The sequence below is a fragment of the Rickettsia sibirica 246 genome (assembly GCF_000166935.1).
Lineage (GTDB): Bacteria > Pseudomonadota > Alphaproteobacteria > Rickettsiales > Rickettsiaceae > Rickettsia > Rickettsia rickettsii.
In genome coordinates this window covers 1,168,989-1,193,698 of sequence record NZ_AABW01000001.1, presented here as the reverse complement: position 1 = coordinate 1,193,698, position 24,710 = coordinate 1,168,989, and the positions used below count along the sequence as shown (strand labels likewise).

Genomic DNA, 24,710 nt, shown 5'->3' with positions numbered 1-24,710 from the left:
TGCAAGGAGCATGGCAATCTCATAAAGCAGGACGCTTGAGATTGCTTCGTCAAAACTTACAGTTTTTCCTTGCAATGACGTAGAAATATATCACATATTAATAGTCCTCTTATCTACACTAAGTGCTGCCTCTTTTATAGCCTCGCTTAAAGTTGGGTGAGCGTGGCAGGTTCTTGCTATATCTTCTGAAGCTGCTCCGAATTCCATATAAGCCGTAAGCGCGGCAATTAATGTACCTGCATCAGCTCCTATAATATGAGCTCCTAAAACCCTATCGGTTTTACTATCGGCAAGGATCTTAACCATACCTTCCGTACTACCGATTGCTCTTGCTCTACTATTTGCTAAAAACGGAAACTTACCGACTTTATAATTAATGCCTTTTTCTTTTAGCTGTTCTTCCGTTTCACCGACGCTTGCTACTTCAGGATAAGTATATATTACGCTTGGAATTAAGTTATAGTTAACATGTCCTGCCTGCCCTGCCATAATTTCTACGGCAGCTACAGCCTCTTCCTCGGCTTTATGAGCAAGCATAGCTCCTTTTACCACATCACCGACTGCATAAATATTTGAAATTGCTGTTTGGAACCGGTCATTAATCTCAATGCTACCTTGCTTATCCGTAATAATACCGACAGACTCAAGCCCTAGATTTTGCGTATAGGCTTTTCTGCCTACCGCCATCAACACAACATTGCTTGTTACTACTGAACTCTTACCGTCCTCCTCTATTGTCAGATTTACTTTTCCTGACTTTACTTCAGCAGATAGCACTTTAGTATTCAGTTTAAACTCTATACCTTGTTTTTGCTGTAGTTTCATAAATTGTGTAGCAATTTCTTTATCAAGCATAGGTACAATGCTCGGTGCATACTCAATAACCGTTACTTTAGCTCCCAAACGACGCCAAACTGAACCAAGTTCTAAGCCTATATACCCTCCGCCAACTACTATTAAGTTCTCAGGTACTTTAGAAAGTTTCAAAGCACCGGTAGATGAAACAATAAATTCTTCGTCTATTTTGATATTCGGTATTTCTATGACGCTGGAACCTGTAGTAATTAGGATATTTTTGGCTTTAATTTGCTCTTTATTTACTTCAACGATATTACTAGAGCTAATTTTAGCTTCACCTTTTATCCTAGTAACTTTGTTTTTGGCAAAGAGACTTTCTATACCTTGTGTGAGATCAAGAACTACTTTATCTTTATTAGCTAGCATTTTTTGTAAGTCTAGTTTTACATCCGCAATAATACCTATATTCTCAAAATGTTTTAGAGCTGCTTCATATTTTTCGGAAGAATTCAGTAAAACTTTCGATGGTATGCATCCTATATTTAAACAAGTGCCGCCAAGAGTATCGCTTTTCTCAATACACGCTACTTTCATACCAAGTTGAGCAGCCCTAATACTGCCTGTATAACCGGCTGGACCGCTACCTATTACCACTAAATCAAATTCTTGCATATTTGTTTGACCTTAATAAATTGTTGGATCGTCATTGCAAGCAGCCATAGGCTGCGTGGCAATCTTGTCAAATATCCTGAGATTGCTTTGTCAATTACTTACATAATTTCCTCGCAATGATGTAATACTACTAAAATACACCACTATCACCTTTATAACAACTTTAATCTTATACTATTCTTATGTGGTGAAGCAATAAAACTAATTAAATTAATATTATCTTCAAAGCCGTTTGTATAATTTTGTAGTAAAGAAAACATCTTTTTAGAAATAGCATAATTATGACTAGCATTTAGTGAATTTGCCTCACCTATATTTTTTATTTCTCTCATTAAAGCTAAAGGATTATCAAATTTTAGCTCTATATTTTCATAGTCAACAATTACTTCGGCAAATCTTGCTTGCGAAAATAAAATCGGAACATGATCAAAATGAATAAAAGGAGCAATATGAGGAGAGTGTTTAAAATCACTTGCTATTTCGGCATCTATTAAGGATTTACGTAAATTCTTTAAGCTATTTCCTCCGACAAAATTACCGATAAAAATACCGTCAGACTTTAAAAATATTCTTATATTAGATAAAAAGCGTTGTACATCATTTATCCAGTGTAACCCTAATGAATAAATAATTAAATCAAAAGAGTCTTTTGGCAATGCTAAATCTTCATCATCGATCAATAATTTATGATTATGCTCAAAAGAATCAAGCAATAAAGGCGACATATCTGTTACGGTAATATCGGCACTTCGATAAGCATTTGTTAGTAAGCTCGTAAGATAACCGCATTTAGCCGATATTTCTAGAATATCCGAAAAATCCTTATCAATCATCCCTAATCGACTTATTATATCATTAGCTGCATGCTTGATAAATAAGCTGTTACTTATCGCCTCTACTGCATTATTTCGGTGATTTTTTAGCTTTAGTCTGTTGAATATATAATCCTCTCCTATCTTGAATTTTCTCTCCTAAAATTGTTGGTGGCGGTCGAGAAATAAAACCCCCTAAAAAATCTCCTAGCAAACTATTTTGAACAAGTTCTCTCTGTCTTGCAGTGCGAATATCATCCCCTTTAACTCTATCTAGCCCTTCAAAATTCTCCTGAATATCTACAATTATAGGTTTCGTATTGTTATTATTAGGTGATAAAGGTTCTAAACTCAACAGGCTTTTTTCTGTAGGATTTAAATCCGAAGTTAGATCAAAATGCTCTAAGTAGACAGGTTTTAGTTGTTTATCATTACTAGAAACTTTTTTTCTTTCTATCGCTGAAACATTGTTCTCGGTCTTATTAGATTCTCCTAGAGATTTATAACTACTTATACACAACAATACTAATATAAATTTCTTTAACATAAATAACCCTGTATATTAACAGTTAATATAAATTAAATAATATATGCATCAAGTACTGAAATAAATTAAGGGAATTATATACTTGTATAATCTATATTTTCTTTTTATTTACCCAAGATGTAAATTCAGACATACTAAACACTTCTATTAAATTACTGCCAACTTGATCCTTGAAACATTTCAAGGCTTCTTTTTTATATCCATCACCATCAATTATTATTATAGTATCATAAATTCCTTGTGTTTTTATGTTTAGCACAAGATAAGTATATTTTGCATCAACCGATCCTCCTGATTGTTGCCACTTAGATTCTATAACTAGGCAATTAGGGTGACGTTCTGGATGATATAATATAAAATCGCTATCTGAATTTGAAATAAAATATACACCTTTCTTATTTAATGCTATGCATTTTTCATAAAGCTTAACCTGATCTACCTCTGTAAAGCCAAGCTTTGTATATTTTGTAAATGAAGTATTATTAATAGGTTGATATGGCGGGTCTATATAAACGAAATCTTTAGGCTTAGGCGAAATATTGCTGAAATCCTGATATATTATTTCAGCATTTTGTAAAGCTTTACTACACACAAGTATGTTATCCTTATCAAGAATATTAGGATTCATATAAGCTCCCATCGGGACGTTGCACTCTCCTTTGCTATTTACTCTATAAAGACCATTATAACAAGTCTTGTTAAGGTATATGAAACGTGTTGCTATCTCAATAGGGTTATCACTATTTGCGTTCTTTCTAACAGCATAGTAATAATCTTGAGAGTGATTAGCTTTATGCTTAGCTAACAGCTCAATTAATGCTCGAGCTTCATCCTTAACTGCCTTGTATGAAATCTAAGTTTATATCTGATATAATAGCTTTGTCTGGAACGAGTGCAAAAAAAAGTGCTCCTCCTAAAGGCTCATAATGATTATTGTACTAGCAGGTAAGCGTCAGCACCACTCTTTGATAAGGCTTCTTTTTCCCCTACCCATTTTATAAATGGTTTAGGGATTTTGTCTTCTGCAATCTCTGGAGAATTAATTTTTAACGGAGCTTGACCTATCATTGCTAAAACCTCGTTAAAAGATAATTCTCCGTTTTTAACTACTTTGAGTTTCATACCGACCTACCAAGGCTTTATAAAATAAATAATTACCTGTATTTAAAAGTATGGCATTAAACATATTGCTTACATTATAGTTTTTATGGTTGCACCTAAATACAAACTCGTTTAAATATCTCTCTATGTGTTTTTTTCTAATAGAATAAGAGAGTCCGATTATACCACGCTTAAACAACGCCCAAAAGCTTTCTATCGTGTTTGTGGACACAGACTCTCTTATATATTTACCTAAGTCGTGATTTATATATTCATGATTATATAACTTTTCTAATACCTTGCAAGCTCCCCATTCATCAGATAAAATAGTTGACCCTATTAGAATATTATTTATTGCAATTTTTTCTATGGTCTTTGAATTAACCTTTGTTATAACTTGAGCCTTAGCGTTACCGTTTCTCTCTATCATGCCGATTACAACGGTTTTTGTCTTTGTGCTGCAACCTTGTGTACTTTTAGTTTTTTTATTTTGATGTTTGTTCTTTTCTTTACCACCAATATACGTCTCATCTATTTCTACAGTGCTTTTTAAAGAAATACTAAAACTTTCTAGTTTCGTCACTTCTCTAATACTATGAAGCATAAACCATGCAGTTGTTTGGGTAACATTAATATCTCTTGAAAGCTGTAACGATGATAAACTTTTTTTTGCGTAGTAACTTGCAAAACTGCTGTAAACCATTTCTTTAAAGAAATCTGACTATTTTCAAAAATTGTGCCAACTTTGATACTAAAACGCTTTTTACATGCCTAACATTTGTGATTCGTTCCATCCGCATAATGAAAAATCTTTTGGTTGCCGCAATACAGACAATAAGCTCCGTTAGCCCAACGTATATCAGTAAAATAATTATGCACTTTTGTTCAGTAGGTAATGTTGCGAATAAATCAACAACACTTTTAAAATCTAATACTTAACTATACTAACACAATTTTATATAAAATTATCGAAACAATTTAGGTTATACAAGATATATAGTTGCCTTAATTAATTATTTCTAAAGATATTATCTTCGTATTTTTTTCTATAATATATTTTGTAATTCTCATTTCTTATACCATTAAACCATTGGTCTTGTTGTTTTTTAATATAATAATTTAGGGAATTAGATTTACTTTTACTAGTTTGAAAATTATCTTCACAAAATTTTAAAAAACCTGATATTAAAGTTTCTACTCCATTAGTCTCAGATTTTTTCTCAAGAAATTGCATAGAAAAATTAGTAGGATTATTATGTTTTAAATAAAATTGTTTATATTTCTCACGAATTTTATTTTCTTTTTTTATTTGTTGTTCTGAAAAAGATAATTTTTCCTCTAATAATTTATGAATTTCGGTACAATCGCTCCAAGGTAATTCTATTATTAATTGCTCTTCCTGATATTCAAAATTACCTTGAATATTGTTAAAATCGGCATTTACTTTTACCGCACTTACTAATATTAAAAAACATGTAATTAATTTAATATTCATAGAATTAATTAATTTTAGCAGGAACCTGTATCATAATACTACTTCTGTATCTTTTATTACCACTAAAAAGTGATTTTTTTTGAACTTTGTTATTATTTACTGGAATTGTATCTTCTAAAGCCCCTTCATTATTATTTAGATAACTATGTAAGGATGCTTTATAAAGAGCCATATTACTTGCTATTTTAACTACATCTTGTTTATATTTAAACCCTAAAGAATGTGTAGCCGAATGATAATGAGCTATCGCCTTGTGCCAGCTCCCTAGCTGATCATATTTTGAACGCAAAAATTCTGCACCGTAACGAATGTTATTATTTGGATCAAATGCCTGTTCAAGGGAATTAAAAGCCCCTAAATGATGCCTTAAGTTAATCTGCATGCATCCGACATCAATACTCTCTCGCCCTTTTATAAGCTCTACTCTAACAAAACTTACGGCTTCTCTTTTTGTGTTAAAATAATAGCCTTTTCCTTCAACATTTACTGTCCAAGGCCATACTACTCTAATTTTACGGGTTGTATGTTTTTTTCCCGATTCTTTTAAAGCTATTGAATGTAACGTATTAGATGGGATATTAAATTTTTTTTCAAAGTAAGGAAAAAGTTTTGAACATTTAAAGGATTCAGCTATTTCAGGATCGGCAATAGCCGGCTTAGAGAAGAGGATAAAGGATAATAATAGGAGTAGTATGGTTTTAACGTCATTGAGAGGAAAATTACGGAGTAATTGACGAAGCAGTCCAGTAAAAAATTCTGATTTACAGAATTTTTTTATTGTTTTGCTGGATTGCCACGCTCCTTTCAGTCGCTCGCAATAACAATTTTGGCATAATTCCCAAACCATACCGACAACGCTAAAATAACTTGAGTTATAATAAGATAAACTAACCTACCATAACTTATCTTATGAAGCAAGGGAAGTTATAGAATTTAAGAGGTAAGGATTTAATATAAATCCCAAACAGCATCATTAGTGTTTTGAGGATTACCTAATATATCGGGTACCATATCCAACAAATTATTAATATCGCCTCCTGTCGCTTGTAAAAGATGACTTACTTGTGTTACAAAGTCTTCAGCAGTGCTACCTTGAGCATCTTGAGGATTAGTAGTCCCATCTAAAACTTGAACTCCGGCATTAATTAATGTTACTAAATCCTTAGCATACCTAAAATAGTATCTTCTGTACCGCTCTCTCCTCTATTAGAACTAGTAGAAGGTTGTATATGTGGTATTTCCTCTCTGTTAGCGTGAGCAGTTGCTTGATGAACCAAAGCTGCAAGTTGTTGATCGTTAAGATTATTTTGTTCCTTTGACATTTCTGGAGATATAGTAGAATCATCCTCAGATAGATCAATTAGATCTTTTTCTTGCAATATAGAGCTTGTATCCACACTATAGCTTAAAGCTTAACATTGAAAAATCATCATCTTTAATTACGCTTTCATACCATTTTTTATGTTCGTTAGCTGCATGTTTTGCATTTTCATTATTTTTATAATTATTTGGAATAGCGTATAAGCCGTATTCTCCTTTATCTGCTTCGTCTATTATGATTTTAGCTATCTTCAGTTCATCTATACTTAAGTCAATATTTTGTTTCACTTTGTTTAAAAGAAGTTTCAGTATCTGAGCGCCTTGTGCTGCCCCTTTATTATTTTCCCAGCCTCTTATTAAACTACAATAATCTATACCTGATGTTTTAGCATGCTCTAATACTGCTTTTATAGCTTTCCATTGATTATTAGCTTTTTCATTTTCACCTTGCTGCTCATCTTTAATAGCATTCTCAGCCCATTTAGCAAATTGAGCATATGATGCTGGCTCCCCTACTGCATTAAATATGTATACATGTTTACCTGGATAATCTATAATCTACTTTTGTAATTATTTCAGATAGATCAAATTTTTGAACTAATTTCGGTAATTCAACAAGAAATTCATCATAATATGGTTTGTTTAAACTCCATTCTCTTCCATTTTGCTTGATTTCATTTATAGTTTCTTGAGTATGGTATTTTTTAAATACTTTAAATTGTTAGGTCCTGTACACTTTTGATTAATGATTATAATTTTGAGATATTTTTTAGCAAAAATTAATAAGATTTTTGCAGAAATAGTTATTCATATTTCAAAAAAATCTTATAATTTGCAACTAAAAATGGCCATAATTATGATTATTCTATTACAAGAATACAGAACCTAATTGACTGATTAAATAAAAATGTTTATTATCAATCCAAATTAAATGTAAAAGTATATTTTATGAAAGTTGTTAGCTCATTAAAATCGTTAAAAAAACGTGATAAAGATTGTCAGATCGTTAAAAGAAGAGGCAAAATTTTTGTAATAAATAAAAAGAATAAAAGATTTAAAGCAAAACAAGGTTAATTAATCGTTTTTGGAGAAAAAAAATATACTCGATGAACTTGAAAAATTAGCTACGTCGTCTTTGTAAGTCCTCGGATGCTGAGTGTTTATTATATGCTCCGCTCCTCGGTTTGCAGACTCCTTGCTCTTTTTCCAGTTGATCTTCGTATATTACTTTTCATTTTACTTCAGAGTATATAATACTACTTTTGAAAGAAAAAAAATAAATATGGCCGGTCATTCAAAGTTCAAAAATATTCAGCATCGTAAAGGGGCTCAAGATAAAAAAAGAGCAAAAGTTTTCACTAAATTAATTCGTGAAATAGTTACTGCAGCTAAAACCGGTTCTTCTAATAACCCTGAAAATAATCCACGTCTTAGAAATGCTTTAACCGCTGCACGTAGTCAAAATCTCCCTAAAGAAAGAATAGATAAAGCTATTAATAGTGCTAATGATTCTTCTAATAACGAAAATTATACGGAAATTAGATATGAAGGTTATGCACCGAATGGTATTGCTATAATAGTTGAAGCTTTAACCGATAATAAAAACCGCACTGCTGCAGAAATACGCTCTAGTTTTACTAAATATGGTGGGAGTTTAGGCGAAACCGGTAGTGTCAATTATTTATTCAACCATTGCGGAGTTATTCAGTATCCAATAAATATAGCATCTAATGAAGATGTTTTAGAGGCAGTCATAGAAGCCGGAGGGCATGATATTATATCCGATGATACCACCCATACAATCTATACGGATATTGAAAATTTCTCTAAAGTTCTAGAATTTTTAACTGGCAAATACGGCATACCTGAAGATTCGTATATAGGCTGGATCCCATTAAATACAATAATTATAGATGATAAGGAAAAAGCCGAAAAATTACTAAAGCTTTTGGAAGTTTTAGAAGAAAGCGATGATGTGCAAAGAGTTTTTGGGAATTATGAGTTATCTGATGATGTTTACGAAATAATACAAGGAGAACCATGACTTATAACGATGCAAATTATCAAATAATTATTTTAGCAGCCGGTAAAGGTACTAGAATGGAGTCCGATTTACCGAAAGTAATGCATAAAGTCGGTGGAGTTCCAATGCTTGAAACGGTATTAAAGAATTCGCTTAACGTTACAAATGATGTAATTATAGTTTATTCAGAAGAACTTAAAAAACATTTAACGCCCTATGCAAATATGTGTCGCTTTGTACTGCAAGAAGAACCTAAAGGCACAGCTCATGCTACTTATGCAGCAATAGATTTAATTAATAAAAATAAAACAATATTAGTTTTATACGCTGATCATCCTCTTATTACTCCAAAACTTATGCATGAATTAATAGCTTATTTAAGCCTTACTAATTCTGCATTAGTGACTTTAAGCTTTGAGAGAGCAAATCCGGTTCAATATGGGAGAATAGCTACTGATAAAAATGGTGAATTTTTAGAGATAATCGAACATAAAAATGCAAGCGCAGAAGAGAAAAACATAAAGCTTTGTAATTCAGGTATTATGGCTTTCAGTAGCGAAATTTTAAATAAATACTTACCTTTATTTGCTACTAATACTAACGGTCATAAGGAAGTTTATTTAACTGAAATAGTAAAAATATGTAAAAATCACGGTGAAAAAGTTTCATATTTATTATCTACTGATCATGATTTAATTGTTGGTGTTAATACTAAAAATGAGCTAGAAGAAGCTAATAATATTTTTTCTCAGAATAAGTCTTAGCTTTGTCGTATGGATACCCGAGTCGTCATTGCAAGCGACTAAGGGTTTTGTGGCATAGATTGTTTTATGTCATTCCGGCGAGAAACCGGGAATCCAGTAAAACCTATAAAAAACTTGTTTTTATAGGTTTATTTTTTGGGATCCTCGCTTCCGCCGGGATGATATCGAGTAGGCTTTTTACTCTATGCAACAACATCAATACCTTGTGAGAATGACATAGGAAGCCATACAGGCAATGCTAAAAATTTGGGAGAGATGGCCGAGTGGTTTAAGGCGCACGCCTGGAAAGCGTGTTCACGGCAACGTGTCGGGGGTTCGAATCCCCCTCTCTCCGCCAGCTCAGTTTATGGTATACTCGTATGATTTCAAGAATTGAATTTGTTATCAAATGGTGAGTGTGTACAGTTTATACTTAATAAGTGAGTACGTGAATTCATGCAGATAACAAAGAGCAATTCTTAAAAGCAGAAGAGTATGTTATGCTCGTTTATTTTCTTTATAATACTTAGTATATTTATCTAGTAAAGGAACATGTGCAGTTGCTGCTTCTGATTTAAAAAGTTCTACGCTCTCTTTACTTAAAGAAATGGTTACTTTTACTGAATCATCTTTTAATAAAAGTTCTCTAGGGTGCGGCAAGAAATCTTTTACTATTTTTACTTCCCCTATTTCCCCATCAGTGTATTTTATTCTCTTGCTCATAAATTCTCTTACCTTTGCACCAGTATCCTGCTCTAAAAATTCTTATATGATTATCTCGGAATGTAAAACGGACTGTTAAAATATTACCATCAACTTTACCTAAACAAAAATATCTTGTTTCTGTAATACTAACTTACCACGCTCTAGTCTGGACAGTTAGCCAATTTTTGTAGTTTATCGAACCGGAAAGCCAAATAGTAATCAAGGTTTCCACTGTCGAGTATTTAAAAGTTTCATATGCATTTGTTATTACATTTATAAAGTCTAAAAGCTTTTTACAAAGCTTATCGTTTACTAATTACCTCATATTGATAGTCTTTTAATTTCTATTTTTACTTTTATAATAAAAATAGTTGTATATTTATATTGTTTTTTTATTACAGCTGTAATTTTATAAGTTACAAGTATATACCTAAGAATCAATTAATTTATATTATTATGGCGCATAAAGATTTATCACATTTAACAGAAGAACAAATCAAAGATTTAATAAAACGTTATTATAACCATGAGAAAATAGCTAATTTATTAGAAGAATTTAATGTTAATGTATCTCCCAATAGTTTAGTTAGTTTATTTCCGCTTGTTACGCATCATAAATTATTCTGTAAATACTACCGAGATACAAATTGAGTTATTAAGCTAAAGAGTAGAAATTATTATAGCTATGTTTATGGAGAAACGAGTTTTGCTCTATTGGGTCCTATATGTAATCATAACAATAACTCTAGTTGTTCATGTGATAATTGTAAGAAATCTATAAAACAGCAAAAACAAACTGAAAAAGAAGCAAAAAGACGTATTTTAATAGATACATTCTTAGGAGAGTGGCAATTGCTGCTTATCTGATTTTACATTTATTAGGTGTCAGAAGAGATTAACATTAGACAATATTACTATTTTCACCCTTTTCATCCTGCACGTAAAAATCGTTTTTTTCATTCAATATATCATCACGGTTTGTATATAAAGATTCAATAAATAAAATAGAATCCTTTAAAGCTAGTTGCACAGCTATATTATCCTGATCATGTCTTTCTATAGTTTTAGAAAGCCTAAATTCTTTAACTACATTACCTAATTCTTTTATATTAGCTTGAAATCTAGTAGAATCAGAATTTGATATAGGTGTTTTTGAGAGATTTATTATTTCGTTTCTACGTTCTTGTGTTTTAATAATAACTATTTTCTTTAAGTTATAGTCTAAATCTTCCATTCCAATTTTATTGCGAATAATATCGTTTATACTAATTACTTTATTTCCATGCTTTCTCTCATGCCTTGCTGCTACTATACTGCAAGCCACATCTGTTAATATATCTATTAAGAAACTTTGCGTTATTAAATCTATACCTTTTACTAATATTTTTATTATACCCTCTTGCTCATTAATATTATTTTAAAATATTTTAGTTTCAGCAATACAGCAAACATTTATGATATTTTTATATTCCAATAAAATGCATTACAGTAATCGTATAATAATGGGCTTTCTTGTACTAAACTTTCAATTTCTCTAAAAATTTCTGCTTTTTGCATTGTTCCACTATAGTGTTTTATTGTGGCTATCTATCTTAATTTCATAGGCATCTAATCTTTTATTTGCCCCGGCATCTAGTAATTTAAAATTACTGGTTTTCAACCTTATTTTTGCATCTTATTATCTGTTAACTGATTTTTTAAATAACATGCGGCTAAAAATTCTTGAATAGTTAAGTGAATAAATTGATAATTACTTCCTTTGCTTTTTAATCATCCTTGTTCTATAACTTCATCTATATCATTAGCTTCAGTTTTATTTTTATATTTTGTTTTTTTCTATATGCCTCTTATTAAGCCAGTTTATTACTTCACTATATAAACGACTTATATTCAAATCTTCATCGCTGTTTTTGTGAAACTGATCCCTTATATCTTGATCACTCCAAACCAAACATATTAATGCAGTATTGATAGGAACTTCACATATTTCTTTTATTTGGCTATGAGTATCCAAAAAGCTTTTTAATTGCACTCCTAGCTCTTTATCATACTCAAAATTTTTATGTACATATTGCTCTATTCCCTCACTATCCCAGCCTGTCCTGTATTGTCTACTTTCCGCGCAAACCTGTTTTACGCATTGCTTCTACAACCACATTAGGTCTAGAACTCATTATTACGTTTTGATATTCTAATATTTTATCTATTAACTTTTTACATCTTGAGTATTTAGATGTGCTACCTCATCATACCCGTCAAGTAATAACAACATCTTATCTTTATTTTGGATATCCATTATTTCCTTAACACTTAAGGTACTTTCACTACTGCCTAAACAATAATGGATAAAACAATTAAGCTTACTTTGAGATAAATTATTAATATCAAAATACCCACTATAACCGTCTTTCTAACTTTCATTTAATAATTCTTTTAACTCTAAAAACATAATCAAACTTATCACTCCATAACTCCCCTTTTCCCCATTTATAAGATATATAATGCATTAACGTGGTTTTACCTATTCCTGCACTACCGAGTAACAGTACTTTACCGACATCTGCTTTTATTCTGTTTACGTGCTCAATTATATTTTTTATTGCTGATTCACTTTTATTAGGTAGATTTCTGCGAAGTATCTCAAACTTATGTTCTTCATTTATGACTTAACTATATTATCAATTTTTTCTTCTTGAACTTGATAATTTTTATTAAACAGCTCTCTTATTTTTCCGTATCTATGGCTTTAACTGTAATTTTACTTAATATTCATCTAAAGACTGAGCTTTTTTTTCGTATCTTCTATTAGCTTTGGTAAAGTATCGTGAGAACTATATAAGGTTCTTAACTTGTCAGTTAATGATTTTGAAGTAGAAGGCTTCATATTTTTACTTAATGGTAGAAAGTATATTTTTATTAGAAAACCTAATTAGATTAAAACAATTATAGGTGTGAGTTTAAGAATTTAATTTTATTTAAGCAATTTAAAATTGATTAACCAAAATAATTTATTTTTTTATTTATTGCAACTATTAATTATTAATGTATAAGACATTATACACTCAACAAAATTAGCACTTATAGTTATGAAATATTAGCCATAGGAATTTTAATAGCCGGTAATAATATATTTGCACAGTATACGAAGCCTGCTAAAGAATAAGAACAAAGAAGGATTATTAGAACTAAGCTGTAAAGGGCTTTAGCAACTATAGGGTTTTCAAATGCACTACGTACAATCTCATCATGTTTAGGCTTTTTTTTGTATAATATAATTTTACGAAGAAAATAATTTTAATTAGAGGTAGTATTAAAGTGCAATATTATATATAAGTTTGTTGATAAAAAATGATTTATTTACTAATATTTATATTTCCATAAATAATGTTAGTTTTATATGCTACTGCTACTTCCTGAAATAACTTTAACTTTAATAACACTTTTAGGGCAGTTTTTTGCCGTAATGATCCCAAATAAAAATAGAATTATTTCTAATATCATTATTTTACTATGCATATTATCAATTTTTCTTACCTTTAAGTACTCAAGTTATGAAGGAGTATGGTACTCATTTGCTACCGGAATAAATATCGGTATTAGTAAAAGCATAGTGCTACTATTCACTATTATCTCCATGATTATATACCGTGATTACTCTATTCTTGTTGCTGATGAATTAAAGTTTGAATTTATTACTTTAATGTTATTATCGGTTGTAGGTATTTTTGTTGCAATTTCATCACGGAATTTTCTATTATTATTCTGCGGTATGGAGCTTACCGCTTTAACTTCATACGCACTTGCAGGATTCAAATTAAATGATATGAAATCATCGGAAGGTGCTTTAAAATATTTTATCTTAGGTAGTTTAGTTAGTTGTTTATCATTATTCGGTATTTCTTTTATATACGGATTCGGCGGAAGCCTACAATTTGAGGATATCTTATATAAACTCAATGATAATTCCGGAATGAATCTTGGTTTAATAATCGGTATTATACTATTTTTAAGTAGTATTTTCTTTAAACTCTCAAGTGTTCCACTCCATTTTTGGGTCCCTGACGTATATGAAGGATCACCGATTACTTCGGTTACTTATTTCAACGCTGCCTCAAAAATAGGTATGGTTATTGTTTTATTAAATATCAGCAAATTAATTATAGGTAATTACTATCCTATTAATTATAATTTAATAAAGATAATTGCTATATTATCTATGCTGTTTGGAGCTTTTGGAGCCATTCGTCAAACTTCTCTAAAAAGATTAATGGCTTATAGTACTATTTTAAATATCGGTTATGTATTAATCGGCGTTCTTCTGCATAATCAAGAAGGATATAAAGGAGCTCTGCTATATATTCTAATATATGCGGTAGGGAGTATAGGATTTTTTACTTGCTTAATTATACTGCTCGGTAAAGACGTCGATAAAGCTAGTTTTAAAACTATACAAGGAATTGCAGAGTATCATAAAACTATAGCTGCCGTAATTAGCATAGTTATGTTTTCAATGATTGGAATCCCTCCTCTTACAGGATTTTTCGGTAAATATTACCTTTTTTACCAAGCAATTAATCAAGAAGAATTCGCATTAGCTTATTGTGGTATTTTTACCAGCGTAGTTGCTGCGTTTTATTATCTTAAAGTAGTAAAAGCCATGTATTTTTCTAAAAAGATTAAGATAATTAAGCTGCCGATGCAATATGGGCTTTTACTGATTAATTACTTAGTTGTAGGCTTCTTGTTGCTTGGTTCATTTATTATCTCGTTTTAGCCGGTGTAGACTTTTTATTAACAACACTAACTACAGTAGTTTGAGTAGGCTTCATAATCTTTTCTTTTAGATTCTTTATATGTTTTAGATTTTCTTCATCTAATTTTAGTAAATCTTGGTCTTTTTGTTTAGCTTTTTTAGCTAGACCTAATTGACTTGGAGTAACACTAACAATATCATCCGTTCCAACTTCTTTCTTAAATTTTTCTAGAGCATCTACATATTCTCTGTTTGCATATATATTTGTCTTTACCAATTTTTGTTTTGGTTCTTTCTTTATTTTATCAGAAGAAGAAGAACCAGCTAAATTTCTTTCATCTTTAATATCTTCATTTAAACTTTTTATTGTCTTTATTAAATGTTTTTTCGCACTATCTCTAATACTAAGTATTTCTAAAATTCTTGCAACATTAGTAGTAATTTTATTTCTTAATTTAAGTTTTTGTCCTCCTTTTTTTCTTTCTTCATAATTAAGAATTTTCGCAAAATAATCAGGATACTCTTTCATTAATGTTTTTAATCCTTGCTCTTTCACTTCGTAATAAGGAAAACTATATTTTTTAGAAATTAAACTATTTACTTTAATTTCTAAGCCGTATTCCTTTAAGGATTCTTGCCTTTTTTTCATTATATCTATTAAACTAGCCTTAATTTCTTCAGGCGTTATTTCTTTAGATTGTTTATTATTAAATTGCTTTGGCATCGCTTGTTTTGCAAATTCTGCAATTGCTTCATTACTATAATATTTAGTTAATGCATCAAAACTTTTATCAATAGTTTTGCTTAAATCAATTTTAGAAACTGCAAGTAAGCTATCGGCAAAATTAGGATTTTTTGTTCTTAAATTAGAAGGAAATTCTCTAAAATGGTTAGTGGGACCGAATCCAGGCAAATGTTTGGCTCTTGAATGCGGATATATATTATTTGTTAAATTATCAAAACTACCAGCAAAATCAATTCTTACTAATTTAGGTAAAGTTTTTGGATTTTTTTGATCTCTGATAACTCCTATATTTCCAACATGTATATCAAAATCGCCGATCAATAAACTTGCCGGCATAATGTTTTCAAAGTTCTGATACTTAATTTCCTTAAAAGCATTTTCTAAGGTTCTAAATACTTTATTTCTAGTCCCCATAAAAAGTGGTCTACCGCCATCCTTTCTAAACCAAGAACTCGGTTTAGTTTTAGCAGACATATGTTTATCCATGTCCACATACATATCACTACTATAATTCTCAAAAAATTCAGATTTGACATATATTTGCAAATCAACGGCTTTAGATTTATTAAAATCATCAGGAGCAATTAAATTAACCTTTGCTCCATTTCCAGGACTTATAGCTTCAAAAATTTGAGATCCTAAAAACTCGGCTATATTTTTTGAGCTTGAAGCCTCTTTTTTTATCATCGCCGTAATTTTACCGTCTAAGCTTTGATATACTCCGCCATACTCTCCTACCTCATTAGCTCCGCCTTCTTTAGGCTTTAAAAAATTCCAACCTTTAAATACTGATTGCTTATTTTGCGTCATCTTCGCCTCTTTATAATGATTTACACTTCTACTTAATTTTATTGTTCTTTAATATTTCAGCTACTTCAAGAGCTGCATAGGTAAATATACCTGTGGCACCGGCACGTTTAAAACTAATTAATGACTCCATCAAAGCTCTCTCCCAATCCATTGCCCCTGCTTCTGCTGCAAATTTTAACATTGCATATTCTCCACTAACCTGATATGCAAAAATTTTAGCATTTAAATTATTTGCCGCTTCACGAATAACATCCAAAAACGGCATACCAGGCTTCACCATTACCATATCGGCTCCCTCTGCTATATCATGCTCAATCTCAAGCATTGCTTCCTTAATATTACGTACATCCATTTGATAGCTTGATTTATCTAAATAATTCTTTTTATTACTCTTAACAGCATCGCGAAACGGACCGTAAAAACTTGAAGCATATTTAGCGGCATAAGCAAGAATTCCAACATTTATAAATCCCTCTTTGTCAAGATATTCCCTTATAGCCCTGATTCTTCCATCCATCATATCGGAAGGTGCAACAATATCTACTCCAGCTTTTGCTAGCACTAATGCCTGATTACACAAAGCTCTTACTGATCTATCATTATCAACGTCCCCATGATGCACAATACCATCATGACCATGTGTAGTATAAGGATCAAGTGCTACATCGCATATTATACCAATATCGATATTAGCGTTTTTGATGCTTCTAATAGTTCTACATATTAAATTATCTAAATTATAAGCCTCATCGGCATTTTCACTTTTTAGACTTTGATCAATACTCGGAAATAATGCAATAACATTAATACCCAGCTCTGCTGCTTCTTTTGCCGTTTCTACTATTTGATCAATCGATAAACGATATATACCAGGCATAGTTTTAATTTCTTGCCTTTCATTATGTCCTTCAACAACAAATAAAGGCAACACTAAATCACTAACCGATAAATTACTTTCGGATATTAACTCTCTAAGCCAAAAAGCTTTTCTATTTCTTCTAAGTCTAATATGGGGGTACATAAAATTCATATCTCATTTTAGTTAATAACTTGGATTCTAATATATAAAATATATAACCTAACTATCTTATAGTAAAAATATTGCATTACAAAAAGAAATTTTACTTGCAATTTATAAAAAATTTAAGCAAGCTGTTTAATTATGTAAATAAACATAGGAGCTTAATATGGCACAAGATAATATTCCAAAATCAGTCAAAGATAGAATACAAGAGTGGGCAAAAAATCAAAAAATATGTCAAATAACCCACCAAAAAATACAAAACCGGCTGTTCCTCCAAAACCCACTTCTGAGCAAATAAAGGCATGGAACGAAGCACATAAAAAACAGACTGACTTAACTACACATTCCCAAGCACTTGATATATTTGTTGACGCCCCATCTCCGCAAGTTGAAACCCAAAAGCCTATTATTTTTTCAAAACCGGCTCCGGAACAAACAAAAGTACCGGAAACAACACCTAAAAAACAATCCAATTTAACCGTAAAAGAGAAAATAAAGCAATTTTTTAAAGATCATAATATTGATACTAAAGATGCTTTGATTCCGGAATTTAGCCACTATATAGCATTAAGCGGTTCTATGGCAGGGAAGCGTCTTGATGTTACTATTAAAGCTTATGAACAATCATTAGGACAGCTAATAAAACTAAGTAGGAGTACCTCAAAAAGAGTTTGTTTCTTTTATAGAAGATGATCTAATCAAGAATCATCCACACAAAGATAAATTAATCAATCAACATTATAAATTACCTGAACCACCTACACTATCTGATATAATTGATAATCTGAGAGAATTAGTAAACAATGATGATATAATAGCTCATTTGAAACAAAGTAGAAAACACATTGAATTTAAAGAAAAAGTAAATAATATTATTCAGATTTATGATGATAATAAACATAATCCAGCTGCTATAGCTAAAGTTGAAGCAAAACTGTAAGAGGTAGGTAAATGGTGTGAAGAAACTACAAAAATGGATAATAATCCTATTGGGAAAAATATTGGTAATTTTATAAAATATTCTTTTACTGGAGATAAAGCTAAAGCTGCTTTTTATAAAGATGCTATACAAATTCTACTCAAAATACTAAAAAAGCTATAGCAGAAATACAAAAATCTCTTACCAATCCTTCTCCTCATTCATCTAATGTTCCACCGTCGAAGAATCAAGGAGAAAGATATAGAAGCTAATCAAAACTTTTAGGATCGATATCTATTTTTAGATGACAAAAAGAAGGAATTTTTATAAGGCTTAGCCAAAATTTTAAATATTTCTGCAAATTAAATTTCTTATCGGCTATAATAAGTATTCGGTAACGATATTTACCAGCGAGCTTTGACATTAATGAGCTTGCCGGTCCTAAAATTTTCACGTTTGCTTTTGGTGCAATTCCGACCATATCCCTAGCAATTTCTAGAATTTTAGCCTCACTGGAACCTGACAAAATTATCGATGCTGTTTTGGAAAATGGCGGCATATCTGCTGATTTTCTTATTTCAAGTTCATTTGCAAAAAAACTATCTTCATCACCGGCTTTAACATAACTAAAAATTGTATTATCAGGATAATAGCTTTGTAAATATACTACACCTTTACTATCTCCTCTACCCGCTCTACCACCTACCTGATGTAGTAGCTGAAAAGTTCGCTCAGATGCTCTAAGATCGGCATTATTGCTTCCAAGATCGGCATCTATTACTCCAACTAAAGTAAGATTCGGAAAGTGATAACCTTTTGTTATTATTTGTGTGCCTATTAAAATATCAATTTCTAAATTTTCCATTTGATGTAGAAGCTGTGCTATTTTTTCCGGACTTTTAGCATGATCTTTACTTATCACCGCAATTTTACTCTCAGGAAAAAGTGCTTTTGCTTCTTCCTCTATTCTCTCTATACCTGGACCACAGATAGTTAATGTTTCATCCTCTAGACATTCAGGACAAGAACTAAAAATTTTACTTTGATAACCGCAATGGTGACATTCAAGTTTTTTAGTCGCTTTATGTACTACCATCCAAGCAGAGCAGAATTTACAGGTCAATCTGTGACCGCAAGCTTTGCATAACATGAGCGGAGCATAACCACGCCTATTAAGAAATAATAAGACTTGCTTTTTATTATCTAAATTACCTTTGATAGCTTCTATAAGAAGCTTGGATAAATAGGAATTCTTAGATAGCTTTTCTTTAGTCATGTCGATTATTTCTATATTTGGCAAATCGACATTTTTGTATCTATTAACCAATGTAACCAATTGATATTTACCAATTTCTATATTATGTATCGTTTCAATAGACGGTGTTGCCGAACACAAAACAATTTGTGCTTTATCAAATGTACCTCTTACGATAGCCGTATCCCTAGCATTATATAATATACCGTCATCTTGTTTATAGGAATCGTCATGTTCCTCATCTATAACTATTAAACCGAGATTTTTAAAAGGTAAAAACAAACTACTTCTAGCCCCAATTACTACTTTAACTTTATCGCTTAATATACCTCTTAAAATCATTTTCTTGTGAGCTTTGGTAACGCTTGAGTTCCATATGATAGGCTCAAAACCGAATCGCTCTATAAAACGATTAATAATTTGTGTACTTAAAGCAATTTCAGGCAACATAACAAGCACTTGTTTGCCTTTTGCTAAGTAATCTGCTATTAGATGAAAATATATTTCTGTTTTACCTGATCCCGTAACACCTTTAACAAGTGTTGGCTTATTACTTTCATTTAAAATTGTTACTGCTTGTTTCTGCTCTTCCGACAAATCAGGTAGCACAAAGTTATTATTGACTTTCTGCTCCTTAACTTTAATCGGTTTTTCAGCAATATCCATAGGTAATACTAACTTGGCTATGCTCCCAAGCTCTGACATATAGTAGCTACTCATCCATTTAATTAATTCTAAAACTTCTGAAGTAATATTTAAGTTTAACGGTACTTTCACTCTAATAGTTTTTATTTTTTTTGCCTCGGAATTTGAAACAAGCTCCCATACTATGCCGGTTAATTCCTTATTTCTAAAAGGCACTACAACAAGATCACCTATGTTTAGCTCTAAATCTTCAGGTATTAAATAATCTAGCGGAAATAATTTTGCTACCGGTAATAATATTTTTGCTATTCGCATATATAATGTATTTTATAATTTTTTTTTTATTATATACTAAACTGATAAATTATAGAAACCTAGATGAATACAGAAACAAAAATTGTTATAGCAATTTCTGGAGCTTCAGGAGCAATATACGGTATTCGTTTGCTTGAAGTACTAAAGCAACAAAATATCGAAACTCATTTGGTTATTTCAGAGGGAGCAGCTCTTACTATAAAGCTCGAAACTAAATATTCTATAGAGAAAGTTAAACTACTGGCTAATTATTATTATGACGATAAAGATTTAGGTGCTACTATTTCAAGCGGTTCTTTTAAAACTTCAGGCATGATAATAGCCCCTTGTAGTATGAAGACCTTAGCAAGTCTTGCTCACTCAATGGAAGATAATTTAATTAGTAGAGCGGCAGGTGTTGTACTTAAAGACAGAAGGAAACTTATTGTAATGACCCGTGAAACTCCTTTGCATATCGGACATTTAGAAAATATGTTAAAAGTAGCGAGTTACGGCGGCATTATATCGCCGCCCGTGCCGGCTTTTTATAATAACCCTGTAAGTATAGATGATATAGTGAATCATTCTATTACTAGAGTTTTAGATTTTTTCGATATCGAAACTAATTTAATTAAACGCTGGGATAGTTATGAGCAATAAAGTATCAACTTTACTATTAAAACTTGCATTTAAAAAAGCCTGTAATATCATTAATAAATATTTTTCACCGGAAGAAAGTTTAGTAGATAAATTAATCGCTGAACGTAGAAATGAAGCAAAGAATGAATAATGTAAAATGTTCTGTTTTGGGCTTTGTTGTGTGGATCGGTTTTAACGTCATTCCGAGGAAATTACATAAGTAATTGACGAAGCAATCCAGTAAAAATTCTGATTTACAGAATTTTTTTATCACCACGCAGCCTACGGCTGCTTGCAATGACGACTCGGTATCCACGCAACAATACCTCGTGGGAATGACATAAAGGGCTTCTTTTTTCAAACCATATAATAATTTAACAAACAACAATGGCACGTAATAAAATAAATAACGAAACAAATATATTAGCTGATAACGAAGATAATTTACCTATACCAAGGGTTTTACCTTCAAATGTTCAAGCAGAGCAAATGCTACTTGGGGCAATTTTAACCAATAACGAATTACTAAATTACGTATCGGAATTTTTACGTGATGAACATTTTTTTGAACCTATTCATCAAAAAATCTATAAGGCAATTGAGAAAATTACTGAAAAAGGGCTGACAGCTACACCTATTACTTTACGTAGTATGTTAACTCAAGATGAACTATTTCAAGAAGTAGAAGGAGCGGAGTATTTAGCAAAATTGATAACTATGTCAATGATGGTAATAAATCCGCTTGATTATGGTAAAATAATATATGATTTAGCAATAAAGCGTAATTTAATAAATATCGGTGAAGAAGTAGTAAATAATGCCTATAATTCTTCATTAGAAGTTGAAGCAAAGGAACAGATTGAACATGCCGAAGCTAAACTTTACGATTTAGCTAGCGAAGGCTTGAATGAAAAAAGTTTTACCAAAATCGGTATATCTATTTCAGAATCACTAGCTAGTATTAATAGGGCTATGAAAAATAATGATCATATAATCGGTATATCTACCGGTTTGATTGATCTAGATAATAAATTATGCGGCTTTCATAATTCCGATCTTATAATTCTTGCAGGACGTCCGTCTATGGGTAAAACGGCATTTGCTATAAATCTTGCACTTAATGCCTGTAATAATATGCGTCTTAAAAATATTAGAGATAATCAAGAAATTCAGTCAGTAGGTTTTTTCTCTTTAGAAATGTCCTCAGAACAGCTAACCACACGTCTACTTTCAATGTGTGCAGAAATTGATTCTACTTCTCTTCGTACGGGGATTCTAGGTGAAGAAAAATATAACCGTCTTCGCAAGGAAGCAAATACTTTATCGGAATTACAATTTTTTATCGATGATACCCCTGCTCTATCTATTTCCGCTATAAGAACAAGAGCTAGAAGAATGAAACGCAAGCATAATCTCGGTATATTATTTATTGATTATTTACAATTAATTAGAGGAGTAAGTAAATCCGAAAATAGAGTTAGCGAGATTTCAGAAATAACCCAAGGTTTAAAAGCAATAGCAAAAGAGTTAAATATTCCGGTTATTGCGTTATCTCAGCTTTCAAGAGCGGTAGAACTACGTGAGGACAAAAAACCTATGCTATCCGATCTTCGAGAATCGGGAACTATAGAACAGGATGCTGATATAGTAATGTTTATTTATCGTGAAGAATATTATTTAACTAGAAAAGAACCGGCAGCAGGCGATGCTAAACATGCCGCATGGTTAGATAAACTCAACAAAGTATATAATATTGCCGATATAATTGTTGCAAAACATCGTAACGGACCAGTTGGAAATGTTCCGCTTTATTATGATAGTCAATTTTCTAAATTTGGTAATTTGGAGACAAGAACTTTTAACTCTAATTAAATCAGAATTGTTTTACGTCATTATTGCGTGGATACCAAATCGTCATTGTCGTCAGTTACTTCGTACCTTCCTCGCAATGATGATGTTTATCTTTTATTTTTTTCTGTCTATCCTATTGCTTTATCAAACACCTCATTATTATTGTTCCTATAAAGCCACATCTCATTATAAGGAATGAACTTACCGGGCTTTATTATTATAGTACCGTCACTTGATGTTAAAACTTGTATCTGTTTTCCTACATATTTCTTCCCCACGGATATTTGCCCATTATTTCTTACATGTTTGATTGTTTCTATATTATTTCCTATTATCATAATATTTATATTTACAAAATTCCTATTTTTCAATATTATTAGTATATTTAATAATAAATAACCTTATTATTTAGTTACTATATTAACAAGTTCATAGCCCATTATAAGCATTTCAACAATTACACATATAATAATTAGATATTGTTTTTGTAATTCAAGATAATAAATTATTTATCTTTACTTTATATAACAGATAAACCGGTAATAAAATTGCAATAATTACGAGAATCATACCAGCAAATCCTAAAATTATAATAAAAGCATTAGGTACTACTGCTACAATATAAACTGGTAATATAGTAACGATAGAAGCGGTCATATTACGCATTACTACATTCGGTATCGGATTCATAAACATAGTTTTAAGGGAATCACATAACCCTACTCCTACTCCGAGTATTGATGTAACGATAGAGTTGAAATTATCCAAACTAATAATTGTACGAACGGCCATTTTGCTATATTACTTAATTCCTTAAATCTCCGACTTCTACATTACTGGTAATCATTTGTTGATAAAATGTTGGATTATTATGATGTACTACAATAAGAATACTACAAGTCCAAATTATATATACTATTGCAGGAATTAAGCTTCCAAATAAAAATGCCGTCTTTAGCATTTTTGTTACAATAATTAGTTAAGGTATGGAAGATTACTTGGAAACTAAATGAAGTAAAAACTACCGGAGTGACTATATACCCCATATAGATATTTCTTTTAGAGGTAATAATACACCATGCTCCTATATAAGTTATACTTATATTTAAAGCTAATAACTTCTGTAATATTGAAGAGCCTCCGTATATAAATACTGCAAGTAAAGCATATGAAAGGAGCTTAAGGCTTACAGTACCGATGATTTGAGCAGTATGTCCTGAAAAATATTTTCCCAATGCCCAAGTGTTAAGCCTTTACCCACTTGAAGATTAAGCTCTAGGTTAATTAAAGAAGTATAATACATTATAAACCAAATTACAAACATCAATATTATACTAGGTATTATAACCTAATTTTGCTAATACCATGGGTAGTGCTATCATACCGCTACCTATACAAGTACCTGAAATTAACAGGATTGAACCAATAAGTTTTTGCATAATTTAATGAAGTTTAGATTAAAGCAAAGGACTTAATTTTTGTTAAAAAGAAAATCAGCTAAAAAAAGACGATAAGAATTTTAAAGAATAAAAAGTTTTGATAAGTAAAATTAACATTCG

General features: G+C 31.1%; 31 protein-coding genes and 1 tRNA gene. 11 read left to right on the top strand and 21 right to left on the bottom strand.

The genetic code is table 11. From position 1 onward, the window contains the following. Positions 1 to 90: 90 nt before the first annotated feature. The 10 genes from lpdA to RSIB_RS00315 all read right to left on the bottom strand — a co-directional run bounded on the left by lpdA (position 91) and on the right by RSIB_RS00315 (position 7,033). The gene (gene lpdA, locus RSIB_RS00275; protein ID WP_004998250.1) at positions 91 to 1,470 is read right to left on the bottom strand and encodes a dihydrolipoyl dehydrogenase; all 1,380 of its coding nucleotides are present in this window, start codon (positions 1,468 to 1,470) and stop codon (positions 91 to 93) included. Positions 1,471 to 1,622: 152 nt separating this feature from the next. After that, positions 1,623 to 2,342, bottom strand: a complete 720-nt coding sequence (locus RSIB_RS00280; RefSeq protein WP_272942529.1) for a methyltransferase domain-containing protein — start codon at positions 2,340 to 2,342, stop codon at positions 1,623 to 1,625. Positions 2,343 to 2,373: 31 nt separating this feature from the next. Further along, on the bottom strand, positions 2,374 to 2,829 hold the full coding sequence (locus RSIB_RS00285) for a hypothetical protein (RefSeq protein ID WP_004998246.1): 456 nt from the start codon (positions 2,827 to 2,829) through the stop codon (positions 2,374 to 2,376). Between the two features lie 91 nt (positions 2,830 to 2,920). Continuing rightward, the gene (locus RSIB_RS00290; RefSeq protein ID WP_244261524.1) at positions 2,921 to 3,637 is read right to left on the bottom strand and encodes a Dam family site-specific DNA-(adenine-N6)-methyltransferase; all 717 of its coding nucleotides are present in this window, start codon (positions 3,635 to 3,637) and stop codon (positions 2,921 to 2,923) included. A 122-nt stretch (positions 3,638 to 3,759) separates the two neighbouring features. Further along, entirely contained in the window at positions 3,760 to 3,951 is a 192-nt protein-coding gene (locus RSIB_RS07135) for a hypothetical protein (RefSeq protein ID WP_004998240.1), read from the bottom strand. Continuing rightward, entirely contained in the window at positions 3,932 to 4,633 is a 702-nt protein-coding gene (locus RSIB_RS00300; protein ID WP_004998238.1) for an IS1595 family transposase, read from the bottom strand. Before RSIB_RS00300 ends, RSIB_RS07135 begins: the two co-directional genes overlap by 20 nt. Before the next feature lie 306 nt (positions 4,634 to 4,939). Continuing rightward, positions 4,940 to 5,425: a DUF2532 domain-containing protein gene (locus tag RSIB_RS00305; protein ID WP_004998236.1), complete on the bottom strand. Its 486-nt coding sequence runs from the start codon at positions 5,423 to 5,425 to the stop codon at positions 4,940 to 4,942. 4 nt (positions 5,426 to 5,429) lie between these two features. Next, the gene (locus RSIB_RS00310; protein WP_004998233.1) at positions 5,430 to 6,272 is read right to left on the bottom strand and encodes a lytic transglycosylase domain-containing protein; all 843 of its coding nucleotides are present in this window, start codon (positions 6,270 to 6,272) and stop codon (positions 5,430 to 5,432) included. Between the two features lie 307 nt (positions 6,273 to 6,579). Beyond that, complete coding sequence (locus tag RSIB_RS10045) at positions 6,580 to 6,822, bottom strand: hypothetical protein (RefSeq protein ID WP_004998231.1); 243 nt, start codon at positions 6,820 to 6,822, stop codon at positions 6,580 to 6,582. 1 nt (position 6,823) lies between these two features. Further along, entirely contained in the window at positions 6,824 to 7,033 is a 210-nt protein-coding gene (locus tag RSIB_RS00315) for a hypothetical protein (RefSeq protein ID WP_004998229.1), read from the bottom strand. A 660-nt stretch (positions 7,034 to 7,693) separates the two neighbouring features. Here RSIB_RS00315 and ykgO point away from each other — a divergent pair. The 4 genes from ykgO (at position 7,694) to RSIB_RS06665 (ending at position 9,869) form a co-directional block, all read left to right on the top strand. After that, the gene (gene ykgO, locus RSIB_RS00320; RefSeq protein WP_004998227.1) at positions 7,694 to 7,819 is read left to right on the top strand and encodes a type B 50S ribosomal protein L36; all 126 of its coding nucleotides are present in this window, start codon (positions 7,694 to 7,696) and stop codon (positions 7,817 to 7,819) included. Between the two features lie 208 nt (positions 7,820 to 8,027). Next, positions 8,028 to 8,789: a YebC/PmpR family DNA-binding transcriptional regulator gene (locus RSIB_RS00325; protein WP_004998223.1), complete on the top strand. Its 762-nt coding sequence runs from the start codon at positions 8,028 to 8,030 to the stop codon at positions 8,787 to 8,789. Further along, on the top strand, positions 8,786 to 9,532 hold the full coding sequence (locus RSIB_RS00330; protein ID WP_004998219.1) for a sugar phosphate nucleotidyltransferase: 747 nt from the start codon (positions 8,786 to 8,788) through the stop codon (positions 9,530 to 9,532). The genes RSIB_RS00325 and RSIB_RS00330 overlap by 4 nt, the downstream gene beginning before the upstream one ends. A gap of 249 nt (positions 9,533 to 9,781) precedes the next feature. Beyond that, positions 9,782 to 9,869: transfer RNA gene (locus tag RSIB_RS06665), tRNA-Ser, on the top strand. A 140-nt stretch (positions 9,870 to 10,009) separates the two neighbouring features. On the opposite strand, the gene RSIB_RS10040 is transcribed toward RSIB_RS06665, so the two are convergent. After that, positions 10,010 to 10,234, bottom strand: a complete 225-nt coding sequence (locus RSIB_RS10040) for a hypothetical protein (protein WP_004998215.1) — start codon at positions 10,232 to 10,234, stop codon at positions 10,010 to 10,012. 438 nt (positions 10,235 to 10,672) lie between these two features. On the opposite strand from RSIB_RS10040, the gene RSIB_RS06660 reads away from it, so the two are divergent. After that, positions 10,673 to 10,867 carry a hypothetical protein gene (locus RSIB_RS06660; protein ID WP_016728257.1) on the top strand — a complete coding sequence of 65 codons (195 nt, stop codon included), beginning with the start codon at positions 10,673 to 10,675 and terminating at the stop codon, positions 10,865 to 10,867. Positions 10,868 to 11,117: 250 nt separating this feature from the next. Here RSIB_RS06660 and RSIB_RS00340 read toward each other — a convergent pair whose 3' ends face one another. The 3 genes from RSIB_RS00340 to RSIB_RS10030 form a co-directional block, all read right to left on the bottom strand. After that, positions 11,118 to 11,540, bottom strand: coding sequence for a hypothetical protein (locus tag RSIB_RS00340; protein WP_004998214.1), 423 nt, complete (start codon positions 11,538 to 11,540; stop codon positions 11,118 to 11,120). Positions 11,541 to 12,035: 495 nt separating this feature from the next. After that, complete coding sequence (locus RSIB_RS10035) at positions 12,036 to 12,248, bottom strand: N-acetylglucosamine kinase (protein WP_244261511.1); 213 nt, start codon at positions 12,246 to 12,248, stop codon at positions 12,036 to 12,038. 385 nt (positions 12,249 to 12,633) lie between these two features. Next, positions 12,634 to 12,723, bottom strand: a complete 90-nt coding sequence (locus tag RSIB_RS10030) for an NTPase (RefSeq protein ID WP_231567149.1) — start codon at positions 12,721 to 12,723, stop codon at positions 12,634 to 12,636. Positions 12,724 to 13,613: 890 nt separating this feature from the next. Here RSIB_RS10030 and nuoN point away from each other — a divergent pair. Beyond that, complete coding sequence (gene nuoN / locus RSIB_RS00345) at positions 13,614 to 14,990, top strand: NADH-quinone oxidoreductase subunit NuoN (RefSeq protein ID WP_004998211.1); 1,377 nt, start codon at positions 13,614 to 13,616, stop codon at positions 14,988 to 14,990. On the opposite strand, the gene RSIB_RS00350 is transcribed toward nuoN, so the two are convergent. Both RSIB_RS00350 and hemB read right to left on the bottom strand, forming a co-directional pair. Further along, on the bottom strand, positions 14,977 to 16,524 hold the full coding sequence (locus RSIB_RS00350; protein WP_004998208.1) for a hypothetical protein: 1,548 nt from the start codon (positions 16,522 to 16,524) through the stop codon (positions 14,977 to 14,979). The genes nuoN and RSIB_RS00350 overlap by 14 nt on opposite strands. 28 nt (positions 16,525 to 16,552) lie before the next feature. After that, the gene (gene hemB / locus RSIB_RS00355) at positions 16,553 to 17,545 is read right to left on the bottom strand and encodes a porphobilinogen synthase (protein ID WP_004998206.1); all 993 of its coding nucleotides are present in this window, start codon (positions 17,543 to 17,545) and stop codon (positions 16,553 to 16,555) included. Between the two features lie 234 nt (positions 17,546 to 17,779). Here hemB and RSIB_RS09475 point away from each other — a divergent pair, with 234 nt between their 5' ends. Both RSIB_RS09475 and RSIB_RS10285 read left to right on the top strand, forming a co-directional pair. Further along, the gene (locus tag RSIB_RS09475) at positions 17,780 to 18,241 is read left to right on the top strand and encodes a hypothetical protein (protein ID WP_004998204.1); all 462 of its coding nucleotides are present in this window, start codon (positions 17,780 to 17,782) and stop codon (positions 18,239 to 18,241) included. Positions 18,242 to 18,521: 280 nt separating this feature from the next. After that, positions 18,522 to 18,650: a hypothetical protein gene (locus RSIB_RS10285; protein ID WP_272942525.1), complete on the top strand. Its 129-nt coding sequence runs from the start codon at positions 18,522 to 18,524 to the stop codon at positions 18,648 to 18,650. A gap of 85 nt (positions 18,651 to 18,735) precedes the next feature. Here the strand turns inward: RSIB_RS10285 and RSIB_RS00365 are convergent, their stop codons facing one another. Continuing rightward, on the bottom strand, positions 18,736 to 20,682 hold the full coding sequence (locus RSIB_RS00365) for a primosomal protein N' (RefSeq protein ID WP_004998197.1): 1,947 nt from the start codon (positions 20,680 to 20,682) through the stop codon (positions 18,736 to 18,738). Between the two features lie 63 nt (positions 20,683 to 20,745). Between RSIB_RS00365 and RSIB_RS00370 the strand changes: the two genes are divergently transcribed. The 3 genes from RSIB_RS00370 to RSIB_RS00375 all read left to right on the top strand — a co-directional run bounded on the left by RSIB_RS00370 (position 20,746) and on the right by RSIB_RS00375 (position 23,172). After that, positions 20,746 to 21,321 (top strand): UbiX family flavin prenyltransferase, encoded by a 576-nt coding sequence (locus RSIB_RS00370; RefSeq protein WP_004998195.1) that lies wholly within the window; start codon positions 20,746 to 20,748, stop codon positions 21,319 to 21,321. Beyond that, positions 21,311 to 21,451 (top strand): hypothetical protein, encoded by a 141-nt coding sequence (locus RSIB_RS09275; protein ID WP_014273580.1) that lies wholly within the window; start codon positions 21,311 to 21,313, stop codon positions 21,449 to 21,451. Before RSIB_RS00370 ends, RSIB_RS09275 begins: the two co-directional genes overlap by 11 nt. Positions 21,452 to 21,687: 236 nt before the next feature. Next, on the top strand, positions 21,688 to 23,172 hold the full coding sequence (locus RSIB_RS00375; RefSeq protein WP_004998193.1) for a replicative DNA helicase: 1,485 nt from the start codon (positions 21,688 to 21,690) through the stop codon (positions 23,170 to 23,172). 107 nt (positions 23,173 to 23,279) lie between these two features. Here the strand turns inward: RSIB_RS00375 and RSIB_RS00380 are convergent, their stop codons facing one another. The 4 genes from RSIB_RS00380 to RSIB_RS10025 form a co-directional block, all read right to left on the bottom strand. Further along, complete coding sequence (locus tag RSIB_RS00380) at positions 23,280 to 23,489, bottom strand: hypothetical protein (protein ID WP_004998191.1); 210 nt, start codon at positions 23,487 to 23,489, stop codon at positions 23,280 to 23,282. Between the two features lie 154 nt (positions 23,490 to 23,643). Then, positions 23,644 to 23,943, bottom strand: a complete 300-nt coding sequence (locus RSIB_RS06640; protein WP_004998188.1) for an aromatic amino acid transport family protein — start codon at positions 23,941 to 23,943, stop codon at positions 23,644 to 23,646. Positions 23,944 to 24,044: 101 nt separating this feature from the next. After that, positions 24,045 to 24,386, bottom strand: coding sequence for an SLC5/6 family protein (locus RSIB_RS08885; RefSeq protein ID WP_016728250.1), 342 nt, complete (start codon positions 24,384 to 24,386; stop codon positions 24,045 to 24,047). Positions 24,387 to 24,485: 99 nt separating this feature from the next. Next, positions 24,486 to 24,590 (bottom strand): aromatic amino acid transport family protein, encoded by a 105-nt coding sequence (locus RSIB_RS10025; protein WP_012150982.1) that lies wholly within the window; start codon positions 24,588 to 24,590, stop codon positions 24,486 to 24,488. Positions 24,591 to 24,710: the final 120 nt, after the last annotated feature.